Here is a 19,904-nt window from a genome sequence, read left to right as displayed (position 1 = left end):
GATGGGATTCGACCTCGAGGTCGACACGGACGCGGTGCGTGCGCACGCGGCGGACGTGAGCGGGATCGCCGCACGGATCGGGGACGCCACCTCGGCGGCCGGGGAGGCGTTGACCATGGGGCCCCATGCGTTCGGGATCCTGTGCAGCTTCCTGACGCTCCCCGCGAACGCCGTGCAGGGTCTCGGGCTGGTAGGGATCGCGGGGAGCCAGGCCGTCGTCGGCGGGCTCGGCAACACACTGACGTCCATCGCAGACAACTACGACGCCGTCGACCAGGCCACGGCCGGCCGCCTGACGAAGTTCATCGAGTCGCTGTGAGCGAGCTGGTAGCGCCCGTCGTCACCGACCGGCCCGAGCTGAGCGAGTGGTACAAGAGCCTCAAGATCGTCGGTCCGATCGACCAGACCGTGACGTCGGTCCAGAACGGGAACTGGGCGGGTGCCCTGTTCGGTCTCGCCGGCGGCGTCACGGACCTCGCGGATGCGGTCCTCGACCCGATCGCCACGCTCGTCTCGAGCGTCGCCGGCTTCCTCCTCGACTACATGCCGCCGCTTCCGGAGTTCCTCGACAGCCTGGCCGGCGACCCGGCCGAGGTCACGGCGATCGCTGACACGTGGTCGAACATCTCGGGTCACCTCACCACGGTCGCCGCGGACTTCGACGGCGCGGTCGATGCCGCACTGGCCCCGTGGGTCGGCCTGACCGCCGACACCTACCGGGAGGTGGCGAACGTCACCAGCGGCACCATCTCCTCGATGGCGGGCGTCGCGACCGGGCTGAGCGTCGGGTTCGCCATCGCGAGCGGCATCGTCGCCGCCGTCCGCGCGATCGTGCGGGACCTGATCGCGGACCTGGTCGGCAAGCTCATCTCCTGGGTGGTCGAGTGCCTGGCCACGGTCGGCATCGGCCTGGCCTGGATCGGGGCGCAGGCCTCGGCGGCGATCGCGAAGTGGAGCACCAAGGCCGCGGACTGGATCGAGAAGGTCACCGAGGCCATCGAGAAGTTCGCCGGGCTCGTCCAGAAGCTCGACGGCGCCCTCACCGAACTGGTCCCGTCGCTGAAGAAGCTCGAGGGGATCCTCAACCTGCCTGGCGGTCCGCAGTTCGGCGACGCCATCCCCGGCATCGCTGGGCTGGGCAACGCCGGCTACCAAGGAGCGACGAACTGATGTCCTGGCAAGCCGGATACGAGGAGTCGCTGAACACGCTGAAGGCGCTCACGGAGATCGCGACCACACGGGCCGGCGCCATGCAGGGCGCCAACGCGCGCCTGAGCGGTGTGCGGATCGAGTCGTGGTCGCCGCAGCGCGACGTCAAGGTCGTGATCGACTCGACAGGTCTGATCCAGGACGTCGAGTTCACCGAGGCCGCGACCCGGTCCTCGCCGCTGGCCCTGAACCGTGGCCTGATGCGGGCGCACGACGACGCCCTGCGTGCTCTCGCGGCCCAGGTCGAGGACATCGCCGAGGACGAGCTCGCAGACTCCCCGGAGCTGCGGGCATCGCTGCGGAGCACGTACCGGAACGGGCTGCCGCAGCGGGTCTTCGACGACGCATCCGAATGAGCCGGCCCCAGGCCCCTGCGCCCACGCCCTCGGGGCGCCCACAGCACGACCGGACCCGGCGCGGTCTGCCGATCGTGCTGGGCGCCGTCGTGGCACCGGTCCTGATCCTGGCGCTGCTGGCCGCCACGGGCGTGCTGGGCCGGCTCGGGCAGCCCTGGACCACGATCATCGTCGTGGTGCTGCTGCTCGTCGCGTTCGGCGCCGGCGCCATGCTGTACGCCCGGGTGGCCGAGACACGGGCCGCCGCGGAGGAGCAGGCGTACGACGGCGAGTGGTCGGCCTGGGCGCAGGCGAACGGTTGGCGTGTGCAGACGCCAGAGACGGTCGATCCACTGCTCGTGCCGCTCGCGCTTCCGCGTGGTCACCGGCTGGTGGGGCCGCGTCGGGCGATGGCCGGCCGGGTCGACGGGCGCGACGCGCACGTCGAGTCCTGGCGCAGCGAGGAGCCGCTGCACCGGGTCAACGCCTACGGGCAGGCGAGGCGCGAGCTCGTGGTGCTGGCCGCCCGAGCGCCGCTGCCCGCCTTCGCGGCCGGGGTGAACGCCGATCGCGGGTTCGATCGCTGGGAGCCGTTCCCGGGCATCGTCGGTGGCCGGGGCATGACGCTGCACTCGGGTCCGGGACTACCCGCGAAGGTGACCCTGATGGGGGCGCCGGCGGACCTCCCGGTGGTCACGCCCGTGGTGGCGTTCCTGCTCGGTGAGCTGGTCGGGCACGTGGACGCCCCGGTGACGGTGGCCTCCGACGGCACCCGCGTGGTGGTCTCCGCGCCGGACGGCACGGGGCCGGACGACCGGGCCCGCCGGATCGGCCTGGCGCAGTCGTTCCTCGCCGCGTTCGGGGCCTGAGCGGCGTCGACCCGGACTGGCTCGGTCAGGCCCGGTGTGAACTCCACCGCCAGGCTGCGCGGCCGGGTCGGACCGGTAGGCCGAGGCGATGACCCGGGTCGTGCCACACCGAGGTGTGGGTGCCGTCGTCGATGTCGTCCGGTGTACCCGCGCGGGCGGCCAGGATCCCGGCGACCAGGGCGGCCAGCTCGACGTCGTCGGGCTCGCCGCGCATGACCCGGACCACGTCGTCGGGCACCTCGCCGACGGCGGCGTAGGTGCCGTTCCCGTTCCCGTTCCCGTTCGGCGTGCTCATAGCGGGATGTTCCCGTGCTTCTTGGCGGGCAGCGATGCCCGTTTCGTCCGCAGCGCCCGAAGTCCGCGCACGATCTGCGTGCGGGTCTGGGACGGCTCGATGACGGCGTCGACGTAGCCGCGCTGCGCGGCGTCCCACGGGTTCACGATCGCCTCCTCGTACTCGGCGACGAGCCGGGCGCGTTCGGCCTCGACGTCGCCGCCGCTCTCGGCCACCTTCTTCAGCGCGCCGCGCTGAAGGATGTTCACGGCGCCGCTGGCGCCCATGACGGCGATCTGCGACGTCGGCCAGGCCAGGTTGATGTCCGCGCCGAGCTGCTTGGACCCCATCACGATGTACGCGCCGCCGTACGCCTTGCGGGTGATCACGGTGATCAGCGGGACGGTGGCCTCGGCGTAGGCGAAGATCAGCTTCGCGCCGCGGCGGATGATGCCGTTCCATTCCTGGTCGGTGCCGGGCAGGAACCCGGGCACGTCCACGAACGTGAGGACCGGGATGTTGAACGCGTCGCAGGTGCGCACGAACCGGGCGGCCTTCTCGGCGGCGTTGATGTCCAGCGTGCCGGCCATGGTCTGCGGCTGGTTCGCCACGATCCCGACGGGGTGTCCCTCGACGTGCCCGAACCCGATGATCACGTTGCGCGCGTAGAGGGCCTGGACCTCGAGGAACTCCTCGTCGTCGAGCACGTGCTCGATGACGGTGCGCATGTCGTAGGGCTGGTTGTCCGAGTCCGGGATCAGCGTGTCCAGCTCGAGGTCGGCGTCGCTGATCTCGAGGTCCGCCTCGATCGGATACGTCTCGGGGTCGGTCAGGTTGTTCGCGGGCAGGTAGTGCAGCAGCGCCTTGACGTAGTCGTAGGCGTCGTCCTCGTCGGCGGCGAGGTAGTGGGCCACCCCGGACCGCTCGTTGTGGGTGTGTGCGCCGCCGAGCTCCTCGAAGCCGACGTCCTCGCCGGTGACCGCACGGATCACGTCCGGGCCGGTGATGAACATGTTCGAGGTCTGGTCCGCCATCACGATGAAGTCGGTGAGCGCGGGGGAGTACACGGCGCCGCCGGCACTCGGGCCGAGGATCAGGGAGATCTGTGGGATCACCCCGGATGCCGCGACGTTGCGGCGGAAGATCTCGGCGAACTGGGTCAGCGCGGCGACGCCCTCCTGGATCCGGGCGCCACCGCCGTCGGAGATCCCGATCAGCGGTACCCCGGTGCGCAGGGCGAGGTCCATCACCTTCGTGATCTTCTGTCCGTGCACCTCGCCGAGGGACCCGCCGAAGACGGAGAAGTCCTGGGAGTAGATGCACACCTGCCGGCCGTCGATGGTGCCGTACCCGACCACGACGCCGTCGCCCGGGATCTTCTTCTTGTCGAGTCCGAAGTTGCTGGAGCGGTGGGTCGCGAAGGCGTCCAGCTCGACGAAGCTGCCCTCGTCGAGCAGGCCCTCGATGCGTTCCCGCGCGGACCGTTTGCCCCGGGCCGCCTGCTTGTCGGACGCGACTGCCGCCAGGGATCGCGGTCCCTGCTCGTTGCGTGCGTCGAGATCGGCGATCTTGCCGGCGGTGGTGGTCAGATCGGGGGCGTCGGAAGAAGTCACATCAGGCACTGTAGTTGTCGCAGTTCGCCAATGCGGTTCGGGGAGTCGACGTGGCGGGTGCCGGGTTGGTTGTGGCTTTCCTACAAGCCGGGCGCGGGTGGACGGCCTCAGCCTGGCTTCGGCTCCTCTGGTGCGCCGGCCTCGGGTCCCTGAGTCGTGATGAACGAGAGCTGGCCGTTCGTCTCGAGAACGGCGAGCCGGATCTGCGCGAACGACGTGATGCCCTGGCCGCGCGCGGCGGCCATGAAGTCGTCGAGGCTGAGTCGCTCCCGCCGCATCACCGGCAGCGCTGGCTCACCGTCGGCGAACACCACGACGGGGAGCCCGTGGGTCAGGCGTGCGGCCGGCCGCCAGCGTGCGTTCGCCCAGGAGATCGCGATCGTGAGAATCGCGAATGTCCCCACGGCGAGCACCGCTGCGGTCACCGAGTAGTCCTGCTGGGTCACGGCCTGCTGTACGAGGTCGCCCATGGTGATGAACACGATGAGCTGGAACGAGCTCAACTCGCCGAGCGTCGAGCGACCCACCACCCGGGTGATGAACCACAGGAACAGGAAGACGACGGCGGCGCGGATCACGATGTCCATCTCGGGCGGCTCCTTGGGGTGAGAGAGCGGAACGAGGCTTCAGGGGAACAGGACGGTGCGGATCGGCACCTCGGCGACGCGGGCGTCGCCGGTGACGAGCGCTACCGCGCCGCTGCGGCCGACGGTCGCGTTCGGCTGGATGTAGGCGTCGTAGTCGAGCACGAATGTCGTGCCCGACGGCGAATCGAAGGTCAGGTAGAGCCACTCACCGTCCCGCGTGGTCGCGCCGGGCTCGGGGTGGAACCCCTGCGTCTCGTAGATCTCGAGGTAGGCAGCCGTCACGGCGATGGTGAGCTCCGGGCCGAAGCCCTCGGGACTGTGCACCTGGACGCGCCACGGCACGTCCTGACCCGGCCGCGCGGCCGCTGCGGTGGTCACCGTGAGCGTGTAGCCCCGTGCCTGTGCGGACGTGGTCGACTCGCGGTCGCCGAGGAACCCACCCAGTGCGGCGAGCAGGACCAGCGTCAGTGCCGCCGTGCCGATCCGGCGCATCAGCACGGATCTGGGCCCTGCGTCCAGCGGGTGGACGTCCTCGAGCGTCGAATGTGCGCTCATGGATCGGGTCTAGCACCATCGGATCGCACTCGCGCGGTGAGATCGGACCTGCCGCAATGACCTCGCACATCCGCGGGTCCTCGGTCACGGCTCGAGGTACGCGGTCGGCGCCGCGAGCCGAGCAAGTGGGCCGCGCGCGGTGCTGGATCGGCCGCCCCTGCGTCCAAGCACCCGGACTGGCAGGCTGCAGGCATGAGTGCACCGCGACTGATGGTCGTCGAGTCGACCGGTTCCACGAACGCCGACCTGCTCCGCGCCGCGACGGCCGAGCCGGACGCCTGGCCGCACCTGTCCGGGATCCTGGCCCGGCACCAGCGTGGCGGCCGTGGCCGGACCGGCCGGAGCTGGGACACCGATGCCCACACGGCGCTCACGTTCTCGGTGGTGCTGCGCCCGGACCGGCCCCGTGAGCAGTGGTCGTGGCTGCCGCTGCTCGCCGGTGTCGCGGTGCTGCGGGCGGTGCCGGCGGCGGAGCCAGTGGCCGGCGAGCCGGCGGCCGGCGGCCCGCCCGATGCCCGACTCGCCCTGAAGTGGCCGAACGACCTGGTGCATACGGGAGGCGGGCAGGACCTGCCTGACTGGCACCGGCTCCGCAAGGTCGGGGGGCTGCTCGCGGAGGTACTCCCGGACGGCTCCGGCGTGGTGCTCGGCATCGGTGTGAACCTCGCCGGTGCGTCGCTACCGGTGCCCTGGGCCGGGACCCTCGCCGAGGTCGGCATCGAGACCGACGCGCAGACGCTCGCCGCGCGGATCGTCGCGTCGCTCGCGCGCGTGCTCGCCGACCCGGCGATCACCGCGGACCCACGCTCCGCCGTCGGGCCTCACGTGGTCAGCCTCGGCGCCGAGGTGCGCGTGGACCTGCCCACCGGGCCGGCCATCCACGGCGAGGCGACCGGCCTCGCGGACGACGGCGCGCTCGTGGTGCGCACCGACGCCGGAGCGCGGCACGTGCACGCCGGGGACGTCGCGCATGTACGCCTGGGGTGAGGCGATAACCTCGAGTCGTGACTGAGTCCACCGAGCCGCGCGCGGAGCGATCGACGATCCGCGACCAGGAGGAACGGCTGCTGGGCGGTCCGCCGACGCTGGACGTCGAGGAGATGGCGGCAGCCGTCGGGATCCCCACCCAGGTGCTGCGGGTCTACTGGCGCTCCCTCGGATTCGCCGACGTGCCGGAGGGCGTCAAGCACTTCACCCAGGTGGACGTCGACGGTCTCAAGGCGATCGTGAACCTGGTCCTCACCGACGCCGTGAACCTGGACACCGCGCAGGACCTGGTCCGGGCGCAGGGCCACTCGATGGACCGCCTGGTGCTGTGGCAGGTCGAGTCGCTCGTCGCCGATGCCCGGCACCGGTACCACCTCGACGACACCAGTGCCCGCCTCGTGGTGCTCGACCGGCTGGCGGTGATCGGCCCGGTGCTACGCGACCAGCTGGGCTACGTGTGGCGCCGTCAGCTCGCGGCGCTGCTGGCCCGGATGGACAAGGACGTCGCCCTCAGCAAGGACACCGCCACCACCGACCGGCTCCCACTGGAGCGCGCGATCGGCTTCATCGACATCATCTCCTACACCTCCCGCGCGGCCCGGCTCGCGCCCACCGAGCTCTCGTCGCTGATGCAGGTGTTCGAGTCCGGGGCCCGCGACGTCATCGCGGCGCACGGGGCGCGGGTGGTCAAGACGATCGGGGACGCCGTGCTGTTCGTCGCCGACGACCTCGAGACCGGCGCGATGGTCGCGACCGGCCTGATCGACGTGATGGACGCGCGCGGCCTGCCGATCCGGGGCTCGGTGGTGTGGGGTCGGGTGCTGTCCCGGTCCGGGGACGTGTTCGGCCCGGTCGTGAACCTCGCCTCCCGGCTCAGCGACCTCGCCGGGCCCGCCTCGATCCTGATGGATGACGTCAGCGCCGCGCTGTTGGAGGGCATGGACGGCGCGTCGATGTTCTCGTTCGAGGAGTTGCAGCCCGTGGACGTGCACGGGCTGGGTGAGGTCAGGCCGGTCCGGCTGGCACGGCACGCCACATCCGAGGAGGCACAATGAGCGCTTCGCCAGTTCGTGGCATTAGCATGGGCGAGTGACCCGAGTTCTATTAGCAGAAGATGACCCGGCCATTGCCGAGCCGTTGGCGAGGGCTCTGACTCGCGAGGGCTACACGGTCTCCGTGCACGGCACCGGACGCGGAGCGATCGACGAGGCGGCCCAGGCCGACCTGTTCGTCCTCGACCTCGGCCTGCCCGACATGGACGGACTCGACGTGGCCCGGTGGGTCCGCAACCAGGGTCTGACGACACCGATCCTGGTGCTCACCGCGCGCGCCGACGAGGTCGACCTGGTGGTGGGCCTCGATGCCGGTGCCGACGACTACGTGACCAAGCCGTTCCGGCTGGCCGAGCTGCTCGCCCGGGTGCGGGCGCTGCTGCGCCGGGCCGGGAGCGAGGGCGGCGAGGAGGACGAGATCGCCTCCCAGGACGTCCGGGTCGACATCGCCGCGCACCGGGCCTTCCAGGGCGAGCGGGAGCTCCAGCTGACGGCCAAGGAGTTCGAGCTGCTCCGGGTGCTCGTGCGGGAGGCCGGCGCGGTGGTCTCCCGGGACTCGCTGATGCGCGAGGTCTGGGCCTCGGACCCGACCGGTTCCACGAAGACCCTGGACATGCACGTGTCCTGGCTGCGCCGCAAGCTCGGCGACGACGCCAACGCCCCCCGGTACATCTCCACCGTGCGGGGCATGGGCTTCCGATTCGAGAACGGGGAGCACTGACCTGCGAAGACGTGTCCTGACCGCGACCATCGCGGCGGTCACCGTCGCGGTGCTCCTCCTCGGTGTCCCGATGTCGATCTTCGGGGTCCTGATGGTCCGAGAGAGCATCGACCAGAATATGAGGCTGCGGACCCAGTCGGTCTCGCGTGCGGTGGAGACCCGGATCGCGTTCGAGACCCCGCTCGACGACGAGATGCTGGAGCGCTGGGTCGTCGTGGACGACGAATCCGGGATCCCGGCCGTGCGGATCACGGTCACGGACGTGGACGGTACCGTCTTCAGCGCCGGCCCGGAGATCGACGGCAACACGTACTCGGTCTCGCAGAACACCCCCTCGGGCGCTCAGGTGGAGATCGCGATCGCCGCCTCTTCGTTGTTCTGGCGCGGCGCTCAGGTGGTGATGCTGGTGCTCGCCGCCTCCGTGATCGCGTTCGGCGTGGCCGCGCTCGTGGCGGTGTGGTCGGCCCGCCGGCTCGCCGCTCCGCTGATCTACCTGGCCGCCTCCGCCGAGCAGATCGGGTCCGGGCAGGTGCGCCCCCGGATGGAGACGTCCGGCGTCGAGGAGATCGACCTGGTCGCCGCCGAGCTCAGCCGCACCAGCGACCGGCTCGCCGGCCGGATCGCCGCCGAGCGCCAGTTCGCCGCGAACGTCAGTCACCAGTTGCGGACGCCGCTCACCGCGCTCTCGATGCGCCTCGAGGAGATCCAGATGCTCTCCGAGGACGAGGAGGTGCGGGAGGAGGCGCGGATCTCGCTCGACCAGGTGGAGCGCTTGGTTCACGTCGTGGACGACCTGCTCAAGTCCGCCCGCAAGGCCGACGGCGGCACCACCGAGGCCCTGCACGTCGCCGACGTCTTCGCCCAACAGCAGGAGGAGTGGGGGCCGACCTTCAAGCGGGCCAGGCGCCCGCTCACGTTCGGCGACCCGGGCGCGGCTGCCGTGCTCGCCACCCCGGGCGCGCTCGCCCAGGTGCTCTCGACCCTGCTGGAGAACTCGCTCAAGTACGGTGCCGGCACCACCGAGGTCCGGGTCCGCCCGACCCGGGACGGCTCCGAGACCGGGGTGGTGATCGAGGTGGCCGACGACGGCCCGGGGGTCAGCGACGAGTTGGCGCCGAAGATCTTCGACCGGCACGTCACCTCCGGCAAGGGCACCGGCCTCGGGCTCGGGCTGGCCCGCACGCTCGTCACCGCCGACGGCGGCCGGCTCGAGCTCGCCCAGCGGCGCCCGCCGATCTTCGCGATCTTCCTGAACGCGGTGCCGCCGCGGCTCGACCCGGACGTCGTGCTGCCGCCTGGCGCGCTCGTGGTGGTCGGCCGCCGGCGCCGCCGGCGCTGACGCCCGGTATCCGCGGCCGGCGAGACAGAAGGTCATGCCCGAGTCAGAACGTTGTACCCCTCTGTCTCAGACGTGAACCTCTGTCTCGGCGTGGGAGGTTCTGGCTCACGGGTGAGGGTCCGTGTCAGCGCGGGAGGTCGGCTTGCGCGGACCCGGTGCGCGCGTCCACGGGGGCCTCCGGAGCGCCCGTGTCCGTCACGCTCGTGAACACCCAGTACCGGTAGGCGAGGTACCGGAAGATCGTGCCGAGCACGAGGCCGACCCCGTTCGCGGAGATGTTGTCCGCGAGCGGCGAGGTGAAGCCGAGCAAGTAGTGCGAGACGGCCAGGCAGCCGACGCCGATGGCCATCCCGGCCACGTTCACGAGGGCGAACTGCATGAGCTCGCGGCTGCGCGCCGCGGCGGTCTCGCGGCTGCGCTTGGCGGCGAACGTCCAGTACCGGTTGCCCAGCCACGCGACCAGCACCGCGACCGTGACGGAGATGACCTTCGCCGTCAGGGGCTTGTGCCCGAGCAGCTCGCCGGGGCCGAACCGGAGCAGGTTGAACAGCCCGGTGTCGACCACGAAGGCGACCAGCCCGACGGTCCCGAACCGCATCATCTCCGTGAACCAGGCCCACAGACGAGCCCGGTCGCGCCACATCGGCACGGCTCGGGGCGTCTCGTTCGGAGCCACGGATGGGGACGGGGTCACGAGTCGAGGATACCCGCCATTACGCTGGACCCCCATGGGACCAGTGGTAGCCGTCGTCGGGGGCGGGCAGTTGGCACGCATGATGGCCGAGCCGGCCGGGGCGCTGCAGATCCATCTGCGCGCGCTCGTCGAGGCGGCCGACGGCGCGGCGGCGCAGGTCATCCCGGACGCTCCGGTGGGCGCGGCGGGGGACCTCGAGGCGGTCGCCGCGGTCGCCGCGGGCGCCGACGTGCTGACGTTCGAGCACGAGCACGTGCCGCAGGACCTCCTCACCCGCCTGATCGCCGACGGCGTGAACGTCCAGCCCGGCCCCGGTGCGCTCCGGCACGCCCAGGACAAGATCGTGATGCGCACCCGGCTCACCGAGCTCGGGGTGCCGTGCCCGCGGTGGGCGGCGGTGGCCACGCCGGAGGAGCTGACCGCGTTCGGAGACCGCGTCGGCTGGCCCGTGATCGCGAAGGTCCCGGTCGGCGGCTACGACGGCAAGGGCGTGCTGGTGGTGCACGACGCCGCCGAGGCCGCGCACTGGTTCGACTCCGACCACGGGCAGATCCTCGTCGAGGAGCGCGTCGCCTTCCGCCGGGAGCTGGCCGCGCTCGTCGCGCGGCGGCCGAGCGGGCAGGTGGCCGCCTGGCCGGTGGTCGAGACCGTCCAGGCGAACGGGGTGTGCGCCGAGGTGATCGCCCCGGCACCGGATCTGCCCGTGCACGTGGCCGAGGATGCGCTGGACATCGCCCGCACGATCGCCGACGGCCTGGACGTGACCGGGGTACTCGCCGTCGAGATGTTCGAGGCCGCCGACGGCGTGCTGCTCGTCAACGAGCTCGCGATGCGCCCGCACAACAGCGGCCACTTCAGCCTCGACGGCTCCGTGACCAGCCAGTTCGAGCAGCACCTGCGGGCCGTGCTCGACCTGCCCCTCGGGGACACCAGCGCCACCGCGCCGTGGTCGGTCATGGTGAACCTGCTCGGCTCCGAACTCGCGGACCCGGCCTCGGCCTACCCGGACCTGATGGCTGCCTTCCCGGACGCCAAGGTCCACCTCTACGGCAAGTCGGTCCGCCCGGGCCGCAAACTGGGCCACGTGACGGTGACCGGCACGGACCTGGCCGAGGTCCGCCGTCGGGCCCGCGCCGCAACCACGATCCTGGGAGGGACCCCCGCATGAACACCGTCGCCGTGGTGATGGGCTCCGATTCGGACTGGCCCGTGATGAAGGACGCCGCCGACGCGCTCGCGGAGTTCGGCCTCGAACCCGAGGTGGACGTGATCTCCGCGCACCGGATGCCGCAGGACATGATCGCGTTCGGCCAGGAGGCCGCCGGGCGCGGGGTCGGCGTGATCATCGCCGGCGCCGGGGGAGCGGCCCACCTGCCGGGCATGCTCGCCTCCGTCACGCCGTTGCCCGTGATCGGGGTGCCGGTGCCGCTCAAGCACCTGGACGGGATGGACTCGCTGCTGTCCATCGTGCAGATGCCGGCCGGCGTGCCGGTGGCGACCGTGTCCGTCGGCGGGGCCCGCAACGCCGGGCTGCTCGCCGTCCGGATCCTCGCCGCGGGCGCCGACGACGGCGCCGCCGCGCTCCGCGAGAAGATGGTCACCTTCCAGGAGGGGTTGCGTCAGGCCGCCCTGGACAAGGGTGCGCGGCTGCGCGCCTCGCGCACGCAGCGCACCGGATTCGGGGCCTGAGCCGGCCGGCCCGGTCAGAGGAACAGGGCGCCCGTGCTGACCAGCCTGCTCATCGGGGTCGCGGGCATGAACGCGTTCGCGCTCGCCCTGATCCTCCTGCGCGGCCCGATGTTCCGGGCGCGGCTCTACACGCCGATGCTGTGGAACGTGATGCTCTCGGTCGCACCGGTGCTGCTGATGGGCGTGCTCGTGTTCGTGGTGCCGGTCCTGGCGCTGGCGCAGGTCTGGCTCGCGCTGACCGTCGGTGTGATCCTCGGAGTGGTCTGGCTGCTCCTGCTGCCGAACGCCGGCTACCTCATCACCGAGCTGAACATGTCCCACCGACGCGAGCAGGAGAGCGTGCCGATGTGGTTCGACGTGGTGCAGGTGATCACGCTCGCCATGTCCGGGGTGCTGAACACGGTGCTCAACGTGTTCCTGGCCCAGCTGCTGTTCGTGCTGCTCGTCTACGGGGACGTGGCGGCGCCACTGCAGGCCGCCGCGCCAAGGCTGATCGTGGTGGCGATCCTGCTCGCGGTCTCGTTCGGGATGTACCTCGGGCGGTACGTGCGGCTCAACAGCTGGGACGTGCGGCACCCGCCGTCACTGGTGCGCAAGGTGGCCACGCACCTGCGCGAGCCCGGCCGGCTGCGCAGCAGCGCGGCGTTCGTCGTGCTGTACACGCTGTTCCTGGGGCTGATGTACCTCGCGGTCGCGGGGCCCGTCATCGAGGGCTTGGTCCTGCTCGAACTCGCGCGAGGCTGACGCGATCAGGCGACCGGCGTCACCACGTAGACGACCCGGGTGTCCGAGGCGATCAGCTTCACGTCGTAGGCGTCCGAGCTGAGCTGGGCGATGAGCCCGGCGTCGTGGGTGACCACGTTGTCGACCTCGAAGCCCGCGTCCTCCAGCGTGCTGCGCGCGATCGTGCCGGACTCGGCCGCCGTCACCAGGGCCACCCAGGTGGTCACGCCGTCGGCGTCGGTGCTGGCGGCGCCGCGGGTCGGGCCCTCGACCACGGCGACCTCCGCGGGGAAGCCCTCGGGAAGGCCGTCGCTGAGGTCGAGGCCGTCAACGGCCTCCTCGATGGCACGCTCGACGGCGTCCCCGGCGGCACCCGAGATCGCGTCGCAGCCGCTGAGCACGCCGGTTCCGACCGCCGCGAGCAGTGCGAGCAGCAGGGCGGCGATCCGGGACCGGGGTGTGGTGTGGGACATGGCTCCACGATAGCGAGGTGCCTGCTGCGGGACGCACACCCGGCCCGCCGCGGAGGATCCGGTCAGGCCGGTGGTGGTGCGCTGGAGTCCCGGACCACCAGGGTCTGGTCGAGACCTCGTGCAGTGCTGGCAGATCAGGCCGTCAGCCCAACCCGAGCAGCGGACCCTCGATCGCCGGGCAGGTGTCCATCACGACGTCCAGCCCGACCTCGGCGGCACGATGCGCCGCGGCCTGGTCGATGACGTCCAGCTGCAGCCAGACCGCCTTGGCCCCGCGGGCGATGGCCTGGTCCACCACCTCACCGGCGAGCGTGGCATTCACGAACACGTCGACGACGTCGAGGTCGCCCGGTACCTCCGCGAGCGTGGCGTAGCCGCGCTCGCCGTGAACGGTCTCCGCCTTCGGGTGCACGGGCACGATCTGCTGCCCGAGGTTCTGCTGGAGATAGCGGGCGACGCCGTATGCGGCGCGCGTGGTGTTGGAGGACAGTCCGACGACCGCCCAGCGGCCGGGAGTGGTCAGCAACCGCCGCACGACGGCGGGATCGTTCACGTGCGTCATGGCGACCAGCGAACCACAGTGCGTGCGTCCCGGCGCGCCGGTCCGGCTCGCTATTGGTTCAGGTCCGCCGTGGTGACCGTGCCGTCGGCGACCGCGGTGAAGAACGCGTCCACCCGGTCCGGGTCGAGCAGGACGGCCTCGCCGATCCCGCCCGGCCGGTATGCGAGGTCGGAGATCGGCGGCGCGCCGCGGACGCCGTCGGGGCCGGTCGCCGCCCGGAACGCGAGCGCCATCCGGGCCATGTCGATGATGCCGGTGTCCTCGTCCACGACTAGGGCGGCGAGGCCCTCGTCGGCCAGGCGCACCTGTTCGCCGGGCTGGAACACCAGCGAGGGCTGTGCGACGGCGGAGGTCACGGCCTGGATCACCTGCTGTTGGCGCTGGGTCCGGCCGATGTCGCCGAGCGGGTCCGCCTTGCGCATCCGGGCGAACGCGAGCGCGGTCGCGCCGTCGACGACGTGGCAGCCGGCGGTCCACTCCAGGCCGCTGTCCGCGTCGCTCACGTCGTAGTCGAGGCACAGCTCGACGCCGCCGACGGCGTCCACGATGTTCGCGACCCCGCCCATCCCGATCTCCACGTAGTGGTCGACCTCGATGCCGGTCAGGCCCTCCACGGTGGCGACCAGCAGTTCCGGGCCGCCGAAGGAGAATGCCGCATTGAGCTTGTTCGCGCCGTAGCCGGGGATCTCGACGTAGGTGTCCCGCGGGAGCGAGATCATCGAGGTCGCGCCGCTCGGCGGCACCGTGATCAGGATCATCGTGTCGGCGCGCTGACCTTCGGTCGCGTCCGCGACCTGACCGTCGGCGCGGGAGTCCGAGCCGGCCAGGAGGTAGGTGGTGCCGGCGGTGGTCAGGGTGCTGGAACCGAGGGCGTCGGTGTGCTGGATCTTCCCGTTCGCCCAGACCAGCAGGCCGACGGGCCAGGCCAGCACGAGGATGAGCAGGACCGCGAGCAGGGCCGCGATGCGGCGGCCACGCCGTCTCGGCCTGCGGGCCCTGGGCTCCGTCCGGGCCGTCGGTCCGTCCGGAGGACGGGTGCTGCCCGGCGGGCGACGGGGTTGGTCGCCGGCCGGGCGCTGCGGACGACGCGCCGGGGGCGTGGCCTGCTCGCCCTGCGCCGGCATCACGCGGGTCGCGTTCGCGGCCGGGCGAGGCCCGGTGCCGCGGGCCCGGTCCGTGCGCTCGCCGGAGCCGGGCGCGAAGCTCGGCGGCGCGCCGGCCTCCTCGGCGGGGGCTTTGACGGCCGGCCGCACGGCGGCCGGCCTCGCGGCGCCCGACGGCGTGCGGCGGACGGTGCGCTCGGGGGCCGACGTAGCTGTGGACCGTGCGCTCGTGCGCTCCGGTCCGCCGGTCGCAGGCACGGCCTGCGCCGAACCGCCGGTACGGGCCCGGCTCGACCCGCGGGCCGGCTTGCGGCCCGGGGCGGGGCGCCTCGGCGCGTCGGCGAACGGGTCGACGGAGGCCGGCTCGGGCTCGCGTTCGTTGTCGAACGGCTCGTCTCGGCTCACCCGCACTGGGTACTCCCGTCGTCGGCGGTGGTTCCATCGAGGGTAGGGCCGGGGTCGGCCGCCGCCGGGGAGGACGCGGCGTCGGTCGCAGGTTCGGTCGGATCCGTCGCCGCGCCGTTGGCGGGCGGGTCGGCCGGCTCGGGGGCGCCACCGGCGTCGGCGGTGTCGTCGTCGGCTCCCGTGACGGTCAGCGGTTGGTCGGCGGCGATCGCTGCCCACATCTCGTCGGCCGCGTCGGTCCAGAGCACGTTCGCCCCGTCACCGCGGTCCACGTTCGGCACGGTCACGAACGCGATGTCCTCGCTGCCCAGGTCACGCAGCGAGTACGCGAGTCCGGACATGGCGGAGATGGACGCGTAGTTCGAGCTGGTGGTCAGGGACGCCGTCGCCGCGTCGAGGAACCCGTACAACCGCGGTGCGTCGGTCAGCACGTTCTGGTTCAGGACCTGGCGGACCGTGGCACCAAGCAGGGCCTGTTGCCGGGCGATCCGCCCGATGTCGCTGCCGTCGCCGATCGTCTTGCGTGCGCGGGCGTACCCGAGCGCCTGCGTCCCGTTGAGCACCTGCTCGCCGGCGCTGAGCTCGAGCTGGGCGTACGGGTCGTCCATGTCCTCGGGGATGCACATCGGGACGCCGCCGATGGCGTCGACCATGTCCACGAACCCGCCGAAGTCCACGGCGATGAAGCCGTCGATGCGGACGTCGGTGAGGGACTCGATGGTCCGGATCGTGCAGGCGGCGGCGTAGCCGACGTCGCCGGTCTGCCCACCCTGGTGGAAGGCCTTGTTGAACTTCCCGGTGGTCGGCGCGGTCGTCGAACCATCGGGAAGGTCACAGGAGGGGATGTCCACCCAGGAGTCCCGAGGGATCGAGATCAGCTCCACCCGGGACCGGTCCGCGGAGATGTGCGCGACGATCACGGTGTCCGAACGGATCCCGGACTCGACGTTCGGGCCACCGATCGCCGTGTTCTCCCCGGACCGGTCGTCCGAGCCGATCAGGAGCAGATTGACGGCGGTGCCGGCCGAGCCGTCGACCGGGGGTGCCGGTTCCGGTCGGTCGGTGCCCAGCAGCGGCTCGATGTCCGTCCCACCGATGTTGCGGTCCAGGTCCTGATACGCCAGGCCCGCGCCGCTGACGGCGAACAGCGCCACTGCGAGGCCGGCCAGGGGCGCGATGTGCCGGCGCGGCCGCCGGCGCCTGCGGGCATGGCGCACCCCGGCGAGGTCGTGGTGCTCGGTCCCGCCGGCACGGGCCGCGGTCCGGGCGCCGGCCGGGCTCCGGGCAGGGCCGAGGTCGGTGCGGCGCCGATCCGGTGGCGCGGCGTGCCGGGCGCGAGGCCTGCTGGTCTGCCGATTCATCGCTTCCATCGTCTCATCGGGAGGGCGCGGTGGGCGTGCCGGAACTCGCGGGTCCCGATCCGGTGCTCCGGGATGGACGTACGGTCAGCCCTGACCGGGGTCGGGCTCGCCGTCGTCGACCCCGTTCCCGGTGGCACCGTCGGTCTCGGTGCCGTCGGTCTCGGTGCCGTCGGTCTCGGTGCCGTCGGTCGCCTCGGGGTCGGGCGGCAGCACCAGCGGCTGGTCGGCCACCACCGACTCCCAGAGCGCCTCGGAGTCGGCGTTCTGCAGCACCACGTTCCCGGACCAGTCGAACGGCACGGTGGCGAACGTGAAGTTGTCGATGCCGACGCCGTTCAGCGAGTACGCGAGGCCGGCCATCGAGGTGATGTTGCCGATGCCGTCACTGGTGCTCAGCGACGCGGTGGCGGCCTGCAGGAACTGGAACAGGCCGCTGGAGTCGGTGAGCAGGTTCTTCGCCATCACCTGCTCGACCATGGCTGTCAGGAGTTCCTGCTGGCGGCCGATCCGGCTGATGTCGCTGCCGTCGTCGACGCCCTTGCGAGCCCGGGCCACGGCGAGCGCCGTCTCGCCGTCGAGGGTGTGGCACCCGGCGGTCAGGTCCAGGCCGGCCTCCGGGGAGACGATGTCCTCCTCGAAGCACATGTCGACGCCACCGATGGCGTCCACCATGTCCTTGAAGCCCTCCATGTCCACCACGACGAAGTCGTCGATGAACAGGCCGGTCATCTCCTCCACGGTCAGGATCGCGCACGCGGCGGCGTACGCGGTGTCACCGGTCTGACCGCCGTAGGCGAACGCGGAGTTGAAGCGGGCGTCGTCGGCGGCAGCGGACTCGGAGCCGTCCGGGAGCGGGCAGCTCGGGACATCCACGATCATGTCACGCGGGATGGAGACCACGTCCACCCGGGACCGGTCCGCGGAGATGTGTACCACGAGCGTGGTGTCGGAGCGCTGCCCCTCCGCCTCTCCGTAGTCGGCGTTGTCGCCCGTGCGGGTGTCCGAGCCGAGCACCAGCAGATTGTACGCCTGGCCCTCGGCCGGGTCACCCGGCTCCGCCGCCGTCGGGCTCTCGCGGTCCTCGCCGAGGATCTCGTCGAGGTCGTGCTGGTCGATGTTGCGCTGCAGCGAGTTGTAGGCCAGGGCCGCTCCGGTGCCGGTGAACGCGACCACGCCGATGAGCGTGAGCAGCACACCACGAAGGACGTGGGTCCGCTGCAGGCGGCGGCTGTGGCGCGGCGCGCGGCGTCGGCCGTGAGCAGGGCGCGGGGAGTTCTCGGTGGTTGGCATCGATCAACGATCGTACGGATTCCCGGCGCCGGACCGGCGGACCGGCCGCGCCGTTCCGGGGGAGGTTTTGTGCAGGCCGGAGACCTGGGTCACATGTCGTTGCAGTCCGGCAGTCGCAGGATCCGGGCGGTGTCCGCCTCCGCGACCACCTCCGCGCCGGGCACCTCGAGGTCGTCCAGCGCCCGGTAGTCGCCCGACGCCTGATAGGGGCGGGAGTCCTGGTACAGGTACCGCACGCCGAGCTCCTGCATCGCCGCGCAGACCTCCGGGTCGGAGAGGTCGTCGAGGCCGTCCATGAGCGTCTGCTGGGCCGGGGACCACACCTGCCCGGCGATCGGGAACACCACCGGCACCCCGCGCAGCCCGTACAGCAGCGGGGCACCGGAGAACGGGCTGCCGAGCACGGCCCCACCCGGCTCCAGGTCCAGGTCGGCGAGCATCTGGAGCTCGGCGGCGGTCACGAACCGGGGCGCGCCGGTGGCGGCCGGGTCGTACAGCTTCGCGGTGCGCTCGGCCTTGTAGACGGACGAGGCGACCATGGCCACGGCGAGCAGCACGACGAGGGCAGCGGCCGCGACGGCCCGGCCGCGTCCGGCCGGCCATCGGCGGGCAGCCGCCGCGCCCGCACGCACGAGGGCGCCGACGGCCAGCACCACGGTCACCATCGCCGTGACCACGCTCAGGCGCGCCGGGCTGGTGTACCAGAGTGAGGAGATCCCGGTCGGTCCGCCCATGGCCGCGTCGACGTACAGCAGCCACACCACGGCGAGCGAGCCCGCCGCCCACGGGGCGCCGCGACGCCACGCGAGCACCGCGCCGTAGGGTGCCGCGATCACCACCGCCGCGGTCACCACGTGCGGCCACAGCTCGTACCAGCCCACCAGGACGGCCCCGACGGCGGCGCCCGCGCCGTCGGGCTCGTCACCCACGTAGCCTGTCACCGCACCGGCCAGCGGCGAGTTCACGAACGCGACCGCGCCACCCACGACGAGCACCGCCACCACCACGGGCAGCCCGACGGCGAACGGGCGCCGGCCGGCGGCCCAGGCCAACCGGGAGATCCGCGCCACGACGACCACGGCCACCGGCAGCGCCAGGACCGCGAGTGCGAGGAAGGCGTTCGGGTGGGTCAGCCCCAGGCCGACGGCGCAGGCCGCGAGGACCACCACGCCGGCCGCGTGCTGCTGCCAGCCGCCGGCGGCACTTGGCGGACCGGCCGGACCGTCGCCGGCGCCGAGACGCGCCGTGGCCGAAGCTCCGGCGCGCTCCAGTACCCCGATCCCGAACGCGAGCACACCCGGGGTCATGGCCAGCGCGGCCGCGTTCGGCAGGTGCCCCCACCCGACCCACAGGCTCATCGGGGTGGCCGTGATCAGCCCGGCGGCGAGCCCCGCCAACGCCGGCGCCGGCGGCAGTTGCGGCCACACGCGGCGCGCCAGCGCCGCGCAGCCCAACACCCACGCCGGACCAGCGGTGAGAGTCCCCGCCAGGTTCAGCACCGCCGTCGGGCTGGACAGCGGCAGCAGGGAGGCGAAGGCGTGCCACCCGGCGGGGTAGAGATGCGCCTGGCCGGTCCCGTAGGAGAGGGCGCCGACGGTCAGCGACGACGCCGACCCGGACTCGTCGATGAGCCGCAGCGCGCTCAGGTGATAGACGGCGTCCCACCGCTGCAGCAGCGAGTCCACCCCGCCCGCGCCGACGGCCACCGGCACCACCGCGAGGACCAGGCCGGCCGCCAGGCAGACGACCAGGATGGTCTGGAACCGCCGAGCGGCGGGCACCGGCTCGGGGGTGAGCACGACGCCGAGCGCACGCAGCACCAGGGCTGCGCCGAAGGTGGCGGCGAGGCCGATCGCGGCCGGGACCAAGCCCCACTCCTTGCCGGCGAACCGGGTCAGGATCGCCGTCAGGGACAGGGCCGCGATCGTGACCGGGGGCGCGAGGGCGGCCAGGGCAAGGCCACGCAGCCCGACCAGGCGCAGGGTGAGGACGCCGGGCGCGTACAGCAGCAGGATCCCGAATCCGAACACTGCCAGCGCGAGGAGTGCGTTGGTGGTGGGCAC

General features: G+C 72.2%; 22 protein-coding genes. 11 read left to right on the top strand and 11 right to left on the bottom strand.

The genetic code is table 11. The features are described from left to right. The first annotated feature begins 1 nt into the window (after window position 1). The 4 genes from GKS42_RS19050 to GKS42_RS19035 are packed head-to-tail and all read left to right on the top strand — an operon-like array spanning window position 2 to window position 2,413. The gene (locus GKS42_RS19050) at window positions 2–319 is read left to right on the top strand and encodes a type VII secretion target (RefSeq protein WP_154795259.1); all 318 of its coding nucleotides are present in this window, start codon (window positions 2–4) and stop codon (window positions 317–319) included. After that, a complete protein-coding gene (locus GKS42_RS19045; protein ID WP_154795258.1) occupies window positions 316–1,170 on the top strand; it encodes a WXG100 family type VII secretion target in 855 nt (284 codons plus the stop codon). The genes GKS42_RS19050 and GKS42_RS19045 overlap by 4 nt, the downstream gene beginning before the upstream one ends. Beyond that, complete coding sequence (locus GKS42_RS19040) at window positions 1,170–1,565, top strand: YbaB/EbfC family nucleoid-associated protein (protein ID WP_154795257.1); 396 nt, start codon at window positions 1,170–1,172, stop codon at window positions 1,563–1,565. The genes GKS42_RS19045 and GKS42_RS19040 overlap by 1 nt, the downstream gene beginning before the upstream one ends. After that, entirely contained in the window at window positions 1,562–2,413 is an 852-nt protein-coding gene (locus GKS42_RS19035; RefSeq protein WP_154795256.1) for a hypothetical protein, read from the top strand. The genes GKS42_RS19040 and GKS42_RS19035 overlap by 4 nt, the downstream gene beginning before the upstream one ends. A gap of 25 nt (window positions 2,414–2,438) precedes the next feature. On the opposite strand, the gene GKS42_RS19030 is transcribed toward GKS42_RS19035, so the two are convergent. The 4 genes from GKS42_RS19030 to GKS42_RS19015 all read right to left on the bottom strand — a co-directional run bounded on the left by GKS42_RS19030 (window position 2,439) and on the right by GKS42_RS19015 (window position 5,442). Continuing rightward, window positions 2,439–2,708, bottom strand: coding sequence for an acyl-CoA carboxylase subunit epsilon (locus GKS42_RS19030; protein WP_154795255.1), 270 nt, complete (start codon window positions 2,706–2,708; stop codon window positions 2,439–2,441). Further along, the gene (locus GKS42_RS19025; RefSeq protein ID WP_154795254.1) at window positions 2,705–4,300 is read right to left on the bottom strand and encodes an acyl-CoA carboxylase subunit beta; all 1,596 of its coding nucleotides are present in this window, start codon (window positions 4,298–4,300) and stop codon (window positions 2,705–2,707) included. Before GKS42_RS19025 ends, GKS42_RS19030 begins: the two co-directional genes overlap by 4 nt. Window positions 4,301–4,407: 107 nt before the next feature. Further along, the gene (locus GKS42_RS19020) at window positions 4,408–4,887 is read right to left on the bottom strand and encodes a DUF421 domain-containing protein (RefSeq protein WP_154795253.1); all 480 of its coding nucleotides are present in this window, start codon (window positions 4,885–4,887) and stop codon (window positions 4,408–4,410) included. Window positions 4,888–4,926: 39 nt separating this feature from the next. Further along, complete coding sequence (locus GKS42_RS19015; RefSeq protein ID WP_154795252.1) at window positions 4,927–5,442, bottom strand: hypothetical protein; 516 nt, start codon at window positions 5,440–5,442, stop codon at window positions 4,927–4,929. Window positions 5,443–5,634: 192 nt separating this feature from the next. Between GKS42_RS19015 and GKS42_RS19010 the strand changes: the two genes are divergently transcribed. From GKS42_RS19010 to GKS42_RS18995, 4 genes are all read left to right on the top strand, one after another. Beyond that, on the top strand, window positions 5,635–6,429 hold the full coding sequence (locus GKS42_RS19010; protein WP_154795251.1) for a biotin--[acetyl-CoA-carboxylase] ligase: 795 nt from the start codon (window positions 5,635–5,637) through the stop codon (window positions 6,427–6,429). Between the two features lie 17 nt (window positions 6,430–6,446). Beyond that, window positions 6,447–7,484 carry an adenylate/guanylate cyclase domain-containing protein gene (locus GKS42_RS19005; RefSeq protein ID WP_154795250.1) on the top strand — a complete coding sequence of 346 codons (1,038 nt, stop codon included), beginning with the start codon at window positions 6,447–6,449 and terminating at the stop codon, window positions 7,482–7,484. Between the two features lie 34 nt (window positions 7,485–7,518). After that, on the top strand, window positions 7,519–8,202 hold the full coding sequence (locus GKS42_RS19000; RefSeq protein ID WP_154795249.1) for a response regulator transcription factor: 684 nt from the start codon (window positions 7,519–7,521) through the stop codon (window positions 8,200–8,202). Window positions 8,203–8,272: 70 nt separating this feature from the next. After that, the gene (locus GKS42_RS18995; protein ID WP_354002671.1) at window positions 8,273–9,541 is read left to right on the top strand and encodes an ATP-binding protein; all 1,269 of its coding nucleotides are present in this window, start codon (window positions 8,273–8,275) and stop codon (window positions 9,539–9,541) included. A gap of 124 nt (window positions 9,542–9,665) precedes the next feature. On the opposite strand, the gene GKS42_RS18990 is transcribed toward GKS42_RS18995, so the two are convergent. Continuing rightward, window positions 9,666–10,235, bottom strand: coding sequence for a GtrA family protein (locus GKS42_RS18990; protein WP_232847746.1), 570 nt, complete (start codon window positions 10,233–10,235; stop codon window positions 9,666–9,668). Window positions 10,236–10,269: 34 nt separating this feature from the next. Here GKS42_RS18990 and GKS42_RS18985 point away from each other — a divergent pair, with 34 nt between their 5' ends. From GKS42_RS18985 to GKS42_RS18975, 3 genes are read left to right on the top strand one after another with little or no spacing between them, the layout of a single operon-like run. Continuing rightward, entirely contained in the window at window positions 10,270–11,403 is a 1,134-nt protein-coding gene (locus GKS42_RS18985; protein WP_154795246.1) for a 5-(carboxyamino)imidazole ribonucleotide synthase, read from the top strand. Further along, window positions 11,400–11,924 carry a 5-(carboxyamino)imidazole ribonucleotide mutase gene (purE, locus tag GKS42_RS18980; RefSeq protein ID WP_154795245.1) on the top strand — a complete coding sequence of 175 codons (525 nt, stop codon included), beginning with the start codon at window positions 11,400–11,402 and terminating at the stop codon, window positions 11,922–11,924. The genes GKS42_RS18985 and purE overlap by 4 nt, the downstream gene beginning before the upstream one ends. Before the next feature lie 33 nt (window positions 11,925–11,957). Then, window positions 11,958–12,668 carry a DUF1361 domain-containing protein gene (locus tag GKS42_RS18975; protein WP_154795244.1) on the top strand — a complete coding sequence of 237 codons (711 nt, stop codon included), beginning with the start codon at window positions 11,958–11,960 and terminating at the stop codon, window positions 12,666–12,668. 5 nt (window positions 12,669–12,673) lie between these two features. Here the strand turns inward: GKS42_RS18975 and GKS42_RS18970 are convergent, their stop codons facing one another. From GKS42_RS18970 to GKS42_RS18945, 6 genes are all read right to left on the bottom strand, one after another. Beyond that, on the bottom strand, window positions 12,674–13,120 hold the full coding sequence (locus GKS42_RS18970) for a hypothetical protein (RefSeq protein WP_154795243.1): 447 nt from the start codon (window positions 13,118–13,120) through the stop codon (window positions 12,674–12,676). A gap of 142 nt (window positions 13,121–13,262) precedes the next feature. Then, a complete protein-coding gene (locus tag GKS42_RS18965) occupies window positions 13,263–13,682 on the bottom strand; it encodes a CoA-binding protein (protein ID WP_154795242.1) in 420 nt (139 codons plus the stop codon). A gap of 50 nt (window positions 13,683–13,732) precedes the next feature. Further along, window positions 13,733–15,190 (bottom strand): LCP family protein, encoded by a 1,458-nt coding sequence (locus GKS42_RS18960; protein ID WP_232847745.1) that lies wholly within the window; start codon window positions 15,188–15,190, stop codon window positions 13,733–13,735. Further along, window positions 15,187–16,551, bottom strand: coding sequence for an LCP family protein (locus tag GKS42_RS18955; protein ID WP_168217898.1), 1,365 nt, complete (start codon window positions 16,549–16,551; stop codon window positions 15,187–15,189). Before GKS42_RS18955 ends, GKS42_RS18960 begins: the two co-directional genes overlap by 4 nt. Window positions 16,552–16,635: 84 nt before the next feature. Further along, a complete protein-coding gene (locus GKS42_RS18950) occupies window positions 16,636–17,841 on the bottom strand; it encodes an LCP family protein (RefSeq protein WP_154795240.1) in 1,206 nt (401 codons plus the stop codon). Between the two features lie 89 nt (window positions 17,842–17,930). After that, complete coding sequence (locus GKS42_RS18945) at window positions 17,931–19,904, bottom strand: DUF6541 family protein (RefSeq protein WP_154795239.1); 1,974 nt, start codon at window positions 19,902–19,904, stop codon at window positions 17,931–17,933.

Source organism: Occultella kanbiaonis (genome assembly GCF_009708215.1).
Classification (GTDB): Bacteria; Actinomycetota; Actinomycetes; order Actinomycetales; family Beutenbergiaceae; genus Occultella; species Occultella kanbiaonis.
This window is presented reverse-complemented; position numbering and strand designations above follow the sequence as displayed.